This window comes from Leisingera sp., assembly GCF_034669605.1.
Lineage (GTDB): Bacteria > Pseudomonadota > Alphaproteobacteria > Rhodobacterales > Rhodobacteraceae > Leisingera.
Genome location: NZ_JAXMOX010000177.1, coordinates 1 through 9,861 on the forward strand (window position 1 = coordinate 1; position 9,861 = coordinate 9,861).

Genomic DNA, 9,861 nt, shown 5'->3' on the forward strand with positions numbered 1-9,861 from the left:
CCCGGGCCTTTGGGGGCCATCATGATGACGTCGACGCCTTCTTTCGGCTCGATCAGGCCGAAGTGGACGTTCAGGCCGTGGGCGAATGCAATCGCTGCGCCCGGGCGGATGTTGTCGTGGACGTATTTTTTATAGGTATCTGCCTGCAGTTCGTCGGGCATGGTAAACATGATCACGTCGCACCAGGCTGCGGCTTCAGCGATGCCCATGACCTTCAGGCCTTCGCCTTCGGCTTTCTTGGCCGAGGGGGAGCCTTCGCGCAGGGCGACGACAAGGTTCTTGGCGCCGGAGTCGCGCAGGTTCAGCGCGTGCGCGTGGCCCTGGGAGCCATAGCCCAGGATGGCCACTTTCTTGTCCTTGATCAGGTTCACATCGCAATCGCGGTCGTAATAAACGCGCATGATCCACGTCCTTTCCATTGGTGTTTGAGGGTATCATAGGGAAGTGGGCCGGGAAGACGATTGCCGTTCCGCATGAAATAGTCGGATTTTTTGCGGTAGTTATTCGTATTTTCCCGTGATAGTGATAAGTTCATGCTTGATGATCTCGACCGGCGCATTCTCCGCCATCTGCAAAGCGAGCCGGGGCAACCGATTCCGGATTTGGCTGAACGGCTGGGTATGACTGCCTCGCGCCTGTCGCGGCGGCTGGAGAAGCTACGCGAGACGGGCGTGATCCTGGGCCAGCGGGCGATAATCGACTGGCGCGCGCTGGGATATGAGGTGGAAGTCTCGCTGCGGGTGACGCTGGAGAAGACCAACCCGCGTGCCTTTGACGAATTCATCGGCGCTGCGCGCAAGATCCCGGAGGTGCTGGAAATCCAGACTTTTCTCGGCCAGGTCGACGTGCGGCTTTCTGTGATCGCACGCGATATGCCGCATTATCAGCAGATTTACCGGGCCGCCATCCTGAACCTGCCGCATATCGCCGACATCGAGGCGCTGATGCACGTGTCGCGGATCAAATCGGATGAGGTATTGCCGGTATGACCGCCTTGGATGAGATTGATTTTGGCCTGCTGCGGGCCTTGGCCGAGGATGCCAGCCGCTCTGCGGGGGCGCTGGGGCGAAAGCTGGGCCTCAGCCAGCCCGCCACCTGGCGGCGCATAAAACGCCTGCAGGAGGCGGGCATCATCGCAGGCCGCAGGCTGGATCTCGACACGGAAAAGCTGGGCTTTGGCGTGACGGTGTTTCTGGGTGTAAAGCTTGCCACCAAGGGCCGGGTCAGTTTGGAGGATTTCGAACGCGCTGTCTCGGCCATCCCCGAAGTTCAGACGGTGGAGCATGTGTTGGGCATGTATGATTACCGCCTGCGGGTGACGGCGCGCGATATTTCCGATTTCGAACGCGTGTTGCGCCGCCGGGTGATGACGCTGCCGGGAGTCGGCAGTGTCGATGCCAATGTGCTCTTGAGCGAGGAGCGCAGGCCGGGGCCGCTGGGCTGAACCCGCAACTTTGTTGCCGATGTGAAACCGGCTTGGCGCAAATACGCGGGGTTTCTGTCGTGGCTGGGCTGTCTTTTTGGCGGGCTGCCGTCAATATCTCCCTTCGGAAGGCGGTTGCCCAGTTGTATGCCAAAGTAGGCTTTGCCAAACCCGGCGGCACCGGCTAGCCGTTTCAAGAGAATTTTCACGGAGGCCAAGATGGCATTGCTCAATACCGTTGACCCGCAGGGTCTGGATGAATTTTCGGTGGTTTTCACCGACCGTTCGCTCAACCATATGTCCAAGACCTTCCAAGGCGTGATGCTGGACATTAATGCGATGCTGAAAGAGGTCTATAACGCCGAAGCCGTGGCGCTGGTGCCGGGCGGTGGAACCTTCGCGATGGAGGCGGTGGCACGGCAGTTCGCCCGCGGCGCAAATGCACTGGTGGTGCGCAATGGCTGGTTCTCCTACCGTTGGAGCCAGATATTTGAGGCCGGCAGCTTTACCGCGTCTTCGACCGTGATGAAGGCACGCCGCACCGGCAATGAATCGGCCTCGCCGTTTGAGCCCGCGCCGATTGGTGACGTGGTGGCCGCAATCAAGGAGCAGAAACCGGATATCGTCTTTGCCCCGCATGTGGAAACCGCAGCGGGGGTGATCCTGCCCGACGATTACGTGACCGCAATGGCGGCCGCTGCGCATGAAGTCGGCGCGCTGGTGGTGCTTGATTGCATCGCCTCGGGCTGTGCCTGGATAGACATGAAGGCGACCGGCGTCGATGTGCTGATCTCCGCACCGCAAAAGGGCTGGAGCGCCTCGCCCTCCGCTGGTCTGGTCATGTTCTCGGAACGGGCGCTGGCGCGTCTTGAAGAGACCGTCTCGGATAGCTTTGCCATCAATCTGAAACAGTGGCGCACGATCATGAAGGCCTATGAGGACGGCGGTCACGCCTATCATGCCACTATGCCGACCGATGCGCTGAAGGCGTTCCGCGACACCATGCTGGAGACCCGGGAGTACGGCTTTGAGAAGCTGCGCGACGCACAATGGGCGCTGGGCAAAGGCGTGCGGGCGATGCTGAAGGACAAGGGTATCACCTCGGTTGCCGCAGAGGGCTTTGGCGCGCCGGGCGTGGTGGTGAGCTACACCGGCGACCCGGACGTGCAGAACGGCAAGAAGTTCCTCGCTCTGGGCACGCAGATCGCGGCTGGCGTGCCGCTGCAGTGCGACGAGCCCGCGGATTTCCGCACTTTCCGCTTGGGTCTGTTCGGTCTCGACAAGCTGTATGATGTGGATGCCACGATCGCACGGCTGAAAACCGTCGCCGATCAGGTGCTGTAAAGGCACCGGTCTTTCATCTTTCCGGAAATTACTCCCGCCGGAGGCACCGGCTTTCCCCTTCGGGAAAGCCGGTAGTCCCTACTTAACGCCCAATCCCATCTGCATCAGCGTCTTGCGCACGGGCGCCAGCGAGTAAAGCGCATTGAGACCAAAGGCGCGCAGGTCGCGCAGCGGGCGCGGCGCCAGCATCGAGGTGCGGTTGAGCAGGTCGATGCCCTTCACCCGCAGCAGGATCTCGTTGTGGCGCGCCTTATGGTAGGCGGCCAGCATCTGCGCATCGCCAAGGCCTTCGGGGCGGGCGGCGGCCAGTTCTAGTAGGCTGCGCAAATCGCCCAGCGACATATTCAGTCCCTGCGCGCCGATTGGCGGCACCACATGGGCGGCCTCGGCCATCAGCGCCAGCCGCTCGCCGTTGAGCCGCTCCGCCGACTGGCTGATGATCGGCCAGATGGTGCGGCGCGACGCCAGCTTCAGGTCGCCGAACAAACCGCAGCTGCGGTCCGTCATGGCCGCCTCAAAGGCGGCTGGTTCGAGGTTCAGCAGCTCCTGCGCTCGGGGACCCCGCTCCATCCAGACAATCGCAGAGGACGGCTGGCCCAGGTGATCGGGCAGCGGCACCAAAGTGAACGGCCCGCCGGAGCGATGGATCTCAGTAGAGACATTTTCGTGCGGCACCGTGTGGGTGACCGCGAAGGCCAGCGCCTTTTGACCGTAACGGGTGGTCTTTACCGGAATGCCCGCCGCCTCGCGCATTGGTGAAGTGCGCCCGTCGCAGGCCACCACCAGTTTGGCCGTGACCTGGCTGCCGTCGCTAAGGGTGACGCGGGCACTATCGGTACGGGTGAACAGCCCGGTGGTGCCGGTGCCGAAACGCAAATCGACATTGGACATGCCGTCCAGCCGGGCAATCAGCTCGCGCCGCAACAGCCAGTTGGGCAGGTTCCAGCCGAACGGTTGGCCGGAGATATCGGCGGCGTTGAAATCCTTGACCACCCGCGGCTCGGGGCGGGTGCCGCCGGCATCGACAATGCGCATGATCTGTAGGGGTGTGGCGTGATCCGCCAGCCGCGGCCAGATCGCGCAACGTTCCAGCAGCGCCTGCGCGGGCTGCAGGAAGGCGGTGGTGCGCAGGTCAGAGCCTGCGGCGTCGCGCTCTGTCACTGGCGGTGCGGGATCGGTGCAGATCACGGAAAAACCGCTGGACGCAAAAGCGGCGGCTGCGGTCAGACCCGCAATGCCGCCTCCGGAAATCAGAATATCGCAGGTATCGGCCATCTCGTCAGCCCTCCGTTCTGGGGCCAGAGATAGGCCCTGACGGCAGAGTAAGACAAGCCGGTACCGGCAGAAAGGGCGCTTAGCCGCGGGTAATGGTAATCAGCAGCGTGAACACCACCGGCACCATGCAGACCGCCGGAATATAAAGCCCGGGAATGCCGAACAACAGGATCGAACAGCCCCAAAGGCTGATCAGGGTCGCAATCGCGTAATACAGGTTTTCTTCCGGGCCGTAGGCGACCTCCTTGATCATCCGCCCCAGCAGCGGCACGGAAAAAAGTATGCGTTGCATCAGGGTCAGGCGTTCGGGAAGGACATATGCGCTCATCGGTCGGGCTCCAGAAGATCGTCTCTGCGGCGCATATAAGGACGATAGCTTGCAGCAAACAGGTATATTTTGCCGCAGGTGCGCAGAATTGCCGGCATGCGGTTGTGCACATTCAGCCATGCGGCGAACGGCGTCCTATCGCGCCGTCGGCAGCGGCCGGAGTTCAGGTCAGAGCGGCCAGAAAGCCAGCCAGATCGTCCGAATGATGGTGGATGTGCGCGGCTCTGACCGGCTCCGGCGCCACATGCACCGTGCGCATTCCCATCTGGTGCGGAGCAGCGAGGTTGCGGGCGTCATCCTCGAACATTGCCGCCTGTTCCGGGTTCACGCCAGCGCGGGCAAAAACCCGGTCAAAGGCGCGGCGTTCCGGTTTGGGGTGGTAATCCGCGTGTTCGACGCCATAAACGCCGTCAAACAGCCCCGACAGCCCGCGGGCGGCCAGCACCCGTTCAGCATAAGGGGCCGTGCCATTGGTGTAGACGAATTTTTTGCCAGGCAGATTGTTAATGTTGGCAGCCAGCACCGCATCCTTTTCCAGATGCTCCATCGAAATGTCATGCACTGCCACCAGATAGGGGGCCGGATCCAGATCGTGTTCGCGCATCAGCCCGGCCAGCGTGGTGCCATGTTCGCGCCAGTAATAGCTGCGCAGATGGTCGGCCTTGGCCTTGTCCACCCCCAGGGCCTCCATCACAAAGGCCGTCATCTTGACCTCGATCTGGTCAAACAGGCGGGCCGAGGGCGGATAGAGGGTGTTGTCGAGGTCGAACACCCATTGGGTGACATGGGAAAAAGCGTGCTTGGGCATAGGGCCGGATTAGGGGGCGAAGACTGGCATTGCAATCAAAAGCGCATTTAGACTGCGGGTTTTCGGCACATTGGCGCCATCAGGGTTGATTGCTGCCCTATGCGCTGTAGAGATTGGCAAACCGGAAATGACAGGAAGACCCATGAGCCAGAGCCGCAGCAACCAGAAAGATGCCTATGCGCTGATCCTAGAGGCGATCGACGTCGGCGTTTACAAACCCGGCGACCGGCTGGTGGAAAGCGATCTGGCCGAGCGTTTTGGCGTGTCGCGCACCCCGATCCGAGAGGCGCTGCAGCGGCTGGAGACGCAATCACTTCTGGAGCGTGACGGACGGTCGCTGATTGTCGCCTCGCTGGACCACAACCAGATGGCCGAGCTGTATGTGGTGCGGCGTGAGCTGGAGGGACTGGCAGCTCAGCTGGCGGCGCGTCATGCCACCGAAGAAGAGATCAAGGTGCTGAAGGAAATGGTCGAGGCCGATAACCAGCTGGTCGGAGATCCGTCGGCGCTGTCCAAGGCCAACCGCCGGTTCCATGAACAGATCCACTTGGCGTCGCACAACCGCTATCTGGTGCAGCAGCTGGACCTGGTGCACCGGACTATGGCGCTGATGGCAACGACCTCGCTGGCCGCCGAGGGCCGCAGCGAGATTGCCCAGTCCGAGCACAAGGGGATCGTTGATGCAATCGGCCGCCGCGACGAGGCAGCAGCGGGCGAAGCGCTGAAGGAACATATCTCGATCGCTTTCATGACCCGGCTGAAGCAGGACGCCAGCGGGCGGGGATGAACCGCCGGAGCCGCGGCAAGCGCCAGCGGCGGGGGGTGGCGCCGGGTTTGATGCAGTGCGCCGTCTTGTCCCAGAAAAAGGGGCGGACGAGCAGTTCATGCGTGGCCTTGGCGATGGCGACGGCCCCCATCGGAAAATACAGGATCATTGCTGGGGCCCAGGCTGCCAGCCAGGGCCGTCCCATGGCAAAAGCAGCAGTGATGCTGATGATCAGACCCAGAAGTTCAAAGAACACCAGCGCCGCCGCTGCCAGGGACAGCATCAGCGGCGAAGCCGTGCCTGCGCTGGGGTGCGGCAGGCCAAGCGTGATCAGCCAGAACGACCACAACAGCGGCGCAAACAGGAACTGCCCGATTGTGCCCAGGAAGAAGGCCTGAAAGCCCAGGAAGCGTTTCCAGCCAAGCTCACCCCGCAGCCGCAGCGGCTCGCGCATATGCACCAAATAGGTCACCATGAACCCTTTCAGCCAGCGCGAGCGCTGTTTGACCCAGGGCCAGGGGCGGCAGTTCGCCTCCTCGAATGTGGTGCTGGGCAGCATTCCGGTGCGGTAGCCGGCGCGGTAGAGCCTGACACCCAGATCCGCATCTTCGGTGACGTTGTGTGCATCCCAGCCGCCCAACTCTTCTAGCACCTTGCGGCGGATGAACATTGTCGTACCACCCAACGGCACCACCAGGCCAAACCGGGAAATACCGTGCAGAACGATGCGGAACCAGCTGGCATATTCCAGCGTGAAACAGCGGGAAATCCAATTGGTGCCAGGATTGTAGTAGTCCAATACACCCTGAAAGCAGACGGTTTTCCTGTCCGCGCGGGCAAAGGCCTGCGCCACTTTGTCCAGCTGGTCCGCCTGCGGCGCGTCCTCGGCGTCCCAGACGCCGATGATGTCGCCGCGGCAAAAGTTCAGCGCATAGTTCATCGCCCGCGGCTTTGTCGTCAGCCCGCCAAAAGCCGGAACCTCGACCACCCGGATCCAAGGCGGCAGGCGGGCGCCCGCAAGGGCAGCCCGGGTAACGGTGTCATGTTCCTCGAGCACCAGGATCACATCGGTCAAGGCCCGCGGGTAGCTGAGCTTGCGGATGCGGGTAAGCAGGGCCCGGCTGATCTCGGCCTCTTGGTACAGCGGCACCAGGATTGAAATGCCGGGCCGGTTTCCCAAGCCGGTTTGACAGGGGACGGGCTTTTGCGGCGGGGACTGCCGGGGGGGGCGGCCGGACCAATAGGCAGAAAGCCCGCAAAGCTTCAGCATCGTGAACAGCAGCACCGACAGCAGTGCCAGCAGGCTGAGAGCAGTGAAGACCGCCGCCGGGGCGGTCCAGCCAAGATAAAACGCGGGCAAGGCACAGGCTGAAAGCAGTGCGCGGCCCTTTGCAGGCTGCAGTGTGCGGCAGCTTTGCCGCGGGACCACGCTGCAGCTGGCCTGGCGCACCAGGGCGGGGCTGAAATGTGCGGTCAGCAGAGCGGTGATCTGCGCTTCGCAGGCCAGCACCGGGGTGATGCGGTCAAAACGGTCCTGCAACTCACCGCGCAGCGTCTCGAACCGGTCCGGGTGGGCGATGGCAACGGTAACGGTCTGGCCGAATTGCAGCCATGGAAGCGCAGCGTGGCGCAACCAGAACTGAGCGGGTTTGCGGGCCAGCAACCGGGAATTGGGGACCTGGCCGGTCAGGTCGGCGCGCTGCATCCGGAATTGCCGGGCCAGCGTGTCCTGAACCTGGTCTTCGCTGGCCAGACCCTCGGCCACCAGCACCCGCCCAAGGGCAGCTTTCTGGTGCTGGCGCAGCACCAGCGCCTTCATCATGCTACGGCCATCCACTGGTGGCGGCAGCCCCGGAGACCCCTCCCCGGCGGGCCGCGGCGGGCGGAACTGCCGCAGCGGCTGAGATAAAAAAACCATCGCCACCCCTTAACAAAAACATTGAGGGCTTCAGGCTGGTGGCGGGGGCTTAAGAATTGGTAAATGCGGCGTTAACCATGCTGTTCTAAAGCGTGGTTAACAGGTTTTTTACGAAGATTTGCGCGCGGCCATGGCTTCGGCAAAGCGTTCGAACAGGTAAAAGCTGTCCTGCGGGCCGGGGCTGGCCTCGGGGTGGTGCTGTACCGAGTAGACCGGGCGGCCGGAAATGCGGATACCGCAGTTGGAGCCGTCAAACAGCGAAACATGGGTCTCTTCTACCCCTTCCGGCAGGGTCTGAGCATCCACGGCAAAGCCATGGTTCATCGAGGTGATCTCGACCTTGCCGGTGGAATGCTCCTTGACCGGGTGGTTGGCGCCGTGATGGCCGTGGTTCATTTTGACGGTCTTTGCGCCCAGAGCCAGCGCCAGCATCTGGTGGCCGAGGCAAATGCCGAAAACCGGCAGATCGGTTTTCAGGACGTCCTGAATCATCGGCACCGCGTATTCACCGGTGGCGGCAGGGTCGCCGGGCCCGTTGGATAGGAATACCCCGTCTGGCTTATGGGCCAGAACCTCTTCGGCGGTGGCGGTGGCAGGCAGCACAGTGACGTCGCATCCGGCCGACGCCAGGCAACGCAGGATATTGCGCTTGGCGCCATAGTCGACGGCCACGACCCTATGCGCAGGCGCTTCCTGGCGGTCATAGCCGTCCGGCCAGGCCCAGCGCATTTCGTCCCAGCGGTAGCTTTGGGCGCAGGACACGTCTTTGGCCAGATCCATGCCTTCCAGCCCGGGCCATTCCCGCGCCTTGGCAACCAGCGCCTCAACGTCGAAGTTGCCCTCCGGGTCGTGGGCCAGGGCCGCATGCGGTGCGCCTTGCTGGCGGATCGCGCGGGTCAGGCGGCGGGTGTCGATGCCGCCGATGGCGATGCGCCCGGTGCGGGTGAGCCAGTCCTTCAGCTCCTCGGTGGCGCGCCAGTTGGAGGCCAGCGTCGGATCCCATTTCACCACCATGCCTGCGGCGACGGGGGCGACGGTCTCGTCATCCTCGGGCGTCACGCCGGTGTTGCCGATATGGGGGAAGGTGAATGTGACGATCTGGCCGGCATAGGAGGGGTCGGTCATGATCTCCTGATAGCCGGTCATCGCGGTGTTGAAGCAGAGCTCCGCCACCGTGTCGCCAGTGGCGCCGAAACCGGTGCCGAAAAAGACGGTGCCATCTGCGAGCGCCAGGCATGCGGTGGGCTTGGACGGGGCGGAAGCGGCCATTGCGCGAGTCTCCATGCGGTGAAATTCATGGGCTTGTAAGGGGAGCGCCCCAGCGGGTCAAGCCTGCACCAGCGGGCAGGCCGGCGCGGCAGCCGTCCCGGTGCCAGCAGATAGTAAACTTGCACAGCAGCGGCAGAATGGATAACCATCAGTGTCCGGCAACCATGGGATGCTTATTACGATGGATACGCGCACACAGGTCAATCAGGCCTTGAAGCAAGCGATGAAAGACAAGGCAGCGGAGCGGCTGTGCACGCTGCGGCTGATCAATGCGGCGATCAAGGACCGGGAAATCGCCGCCCGCGCCGATGGCGAGGAGGGCGGCATCGACGAGGGAGAAATCCTTGCCATCCTGGGCAAGATGACCAAGCAACGCAATGAAAGCGCCCGTGCCTATGAGGAAGGCGGGCGGCTGGATCTGGCGGAGCGGGAACTGGGCGAAATCGCTATTATTGAGGAGTTCCTGCCGCAGCAGCTGAGCGACGAGGAGGTCGGCGAGGCCATCACTGCGGCGGTGGCAGAAACCGGTGCCGAATCGATTCGCGACATGGGCAAGGTGATGGGTGCGCTGAAGGCGAAATACACCGGCCAGATGGATTTCGGCAAAGCCGGGCCCTTGGTCAAGGACCAGCTTTGCAGCAAGGGCGATTGCTGATCCTCGGCTGCCCGGGATGATACCGCGCTGGCGCGGTGCCTGCGGTGCGAGTATTTTTTGACAAAGAGGAAGAGG

11 protein-coding genes are annotated in these 9,861 nt (G+C 62.7%); 5 read left to right on the plus strand and 6 right to left on the minus strand.

The features are described 5' to 3' along the window. Nucleotides 1-401 (minus strand): NAD(P)-dependent oxidoreductase (locus VOI29_RS18795; protein ID WP_323782229.1); only part of this gene is annotated, 401 nt, incomplete at its 3' end. Nucleotides 402-533: 132 nt separating this feature from the next. Between VOI29_RS18795 and VOI29_RS18800 the strand changes: the two genes are divergently transcribed. From VOI29_RS18800 to VOI29_RS18810, 3 genes are all read left to right on the plus strand, one after another. Beyond that, nucleotides 534-989, plus strand: a complete 456-nt coding sequence (locus VOI29_RS18800; protein ID WP_323782203.1) for an Lrp/AsnC family transcriptional regulator — start codon at nucleotides 534-536, stop codon at nucleotides 987-989. Beyond that, a complete protein-coding gene (locus VOI29_RS18805) occupies nucleotides 986-1,444 on the plus strand; it encodes an Lrp/AsnC family transcriptional regulator (RefSeq protein WP_323782206.1) in 459 nt (152 codons plus the stop codon). Before VOI29_RS18800 ends, VOI29_RS18805 begins: the two co-directional genes overlap by 4 nt. Nucleotides 1,445-1,642: 198 nt before the next feature. Beyond that, the gene (locus tag VOI29_RS18810) at nucleotides 1,643-2,767 is read left to right on the plus strand and encodes an aminotransferase class V-fold PLP-dependent enzyme (protein WP_323782209.1); all 1,125 of its coding nucleotides are present in this window, start codon (nucleotides 1,643-1,645) and stop codon (nucleotides 2,765-2,767) included. Nucleotides 2,768-2,845: 78 nt separating this feature from the next. On the opposite strand, the gene VOI29_RS18815 is transcribed toward VOI29_RS18810, so the two are convergent. The 3 genes from VOI29_RS18815 to VOI29_RS18825 all read right to left on the minus strand — a co-directional run bounded on the left by VOI29_RS18815 (nucleotide 2,846) and on the right by VOI29_RS18825 (nucleotide 5,178). Further along, a complete protein-coding gene (locus tag VOI29_RS18815; protein ID WP_323782212.1) occupies nucleotides 2,846-4,042 on the minus strand; it encodes a UbiH/UbiF family hydroxylase in 1,197 nt (398 codons plus the stop codon). Between the two features lie 79 nt (nucleotides 4,043-4,121). Beyond that, nucleotides 4,122-4,370: a hypothetical protein gene (locus VOI29_RS18820; RefSeq protein ID WP_323782216.1), complete on the minus strand. Its 249-nt coding sequence runs from the start codon at nucleotides 4,368-4,370 to the stop codon at nucleotides 4,122-4,124. Nucleotides 4,371-4,533: 163 nt separating this feature from the next. Then, entirely contained in the window at nucleotides 4,534-5,178 is a 645-nt protein-coding gene (locus tag VOI29_RS18825; protein ID WP_323782219.1) for a pyrimidine 5'-nucleotidase, read from the minus strand. A 142-nt stretch (nucleotides 5,179-5,320) separates the two neighbouring features. Here VOI29_RS18825 and VOI29_RS18830 point away from each other — a divergent pair, with 142 nt between their 5' ends. Next, on the plus strand, nucleotides 5,321-5,965 hold the full coding sequence (locus VOI29_RS18830; RefSeq protein WP_024090917.1) for a GntR family transcriptional regulator: 645 nt from the start codon (nucleotides 5,321-5,323) through the stop codon (nucleotides 5,963-5,965). Here VOI29_RS18830 and VOI29_RS18835 read toward each other — a convergent pair. After that, nucleotides 5,925-7,862 (minus strand): glycosyltransferase, encoded by a 1,938-nt coding sequence (locus VOI29_RS18835; protein WP_323782222.1) that lies wholly within the window; start codon nucleotides 7,860-7,862, stop codon nucleotides 5,925-5,927. The genes VOI29_RS18830 and VOI29_RS18835 overlap by 41 nt on opposite strands. A gap of 108 nt (nucleotides 7,863-7,970) precedes the next feature. After that, nucleotides 7,971-9,131, minus strand: coding sequence for a glutamine-hydrolyzing carbamoyl-phosphate synthase small subunit (gene carA / locus VOI29_RS18840; protein WP_323782225.1), 1,161 nt, complete (start codon nucleotides 9,129-9,131; stop codon nucleotides 7,971-7,973). A 181-nt stretch (nucleotides 9,132-9,312) separates the two neighbouring features. Here carA and VOI29_RS18845 point away from each other — a divergent pair, with 181 nt between their 5' ends. Next, a complete protein-coding gene (locus VOI29_RS18845; RefSeq protein WP_024090914.1) occupies nucleotides 9,313-9,786 on the plus strand; it encodes a GatB/YqeY domain-containing protein in 474 nt (157 codons plus the stop codon). Nucleotides 9,787-9,861 lie beyond the last annotated feature (75 nt).

What these genes read in the sequence shown, in the direction of transcription:
- VOI29_RS18800 (WP_323782203.1), top strand. Translation starts at nt 534, where the DNA reads ATGCTTGATGATCTCGACCGGCGCATTCTCCGCCATCTGCAAAGCGAG.
- VOI29_RS18805 (WP_323782206.1), top strand. Translation starts at nt 986, where the DNA reads ATGACCGCCTTGGATGAGATTGATTTTGGCCTGCTGCGGGCCTTGGCC.
- VOI29_RS18810 (WP_323782209.1), top strand. Translation starts at nt 1,643, where the DNA reads ATGGCATTGCTCAATACCGTTGACCCGCAGGGTCTGGATGAATTTTCG.
- VOI29_RS18815 (WP_323782212.1), bottom strand. Translation starts at nt 4,042, where the DNA reads ATGGCCGATACCTGCGATATTCTGATTTCCGGAGGCGGCATTGCGGGT.
- VOI29_RS18820 (WP_323782216.1), bottom strand. Translation starts at nt 4,370, where the DNA reads ATGAGCGCATATGTCCTTCCCGAACGCCTGACCCTGATGCAACGCATA.
- VOI29_RS18825 (WP_323782219.1), bottom strand. Translation starts at nt 5,178, where the DNA reads ATGCCCAAGCACGCTTTTTCCCATGTCACCCAATGGGTGTTCGACCTC.
- VOI29_RS18830 (WP_024090917.1), top strand. Translation starts at nt 5,321, where the DNA reads ATGAGCCAGAGCCGCAGCAACCAGAAAGATGCCTATGCGCTGATCCTA.
- VOI29_RS18835 (WP_323782222.1), bottom strand. Translation starts at nt 7,862, where the DNA reads ATGGTTTTTTTATCTCAGCCGCTGCGGCAGTTCCGCCCGCCGCGGCCC.
- carA (WP_323782225.1), bottom strand. Translation starts at nt 9,131, where the DNA reads ATGGCCGCTTCCGCCCCGTCCAAGCCCACCGCATGCCTGGCGCTCGCA.
- VOI29_RS18845 (WP_024090914.1), top strand. Translation starts at nt 9,313, where the DNA reads ATGGATACGCGCACACAGGTCAATCAGGCCTTGAAGCAAGCGATGAAA.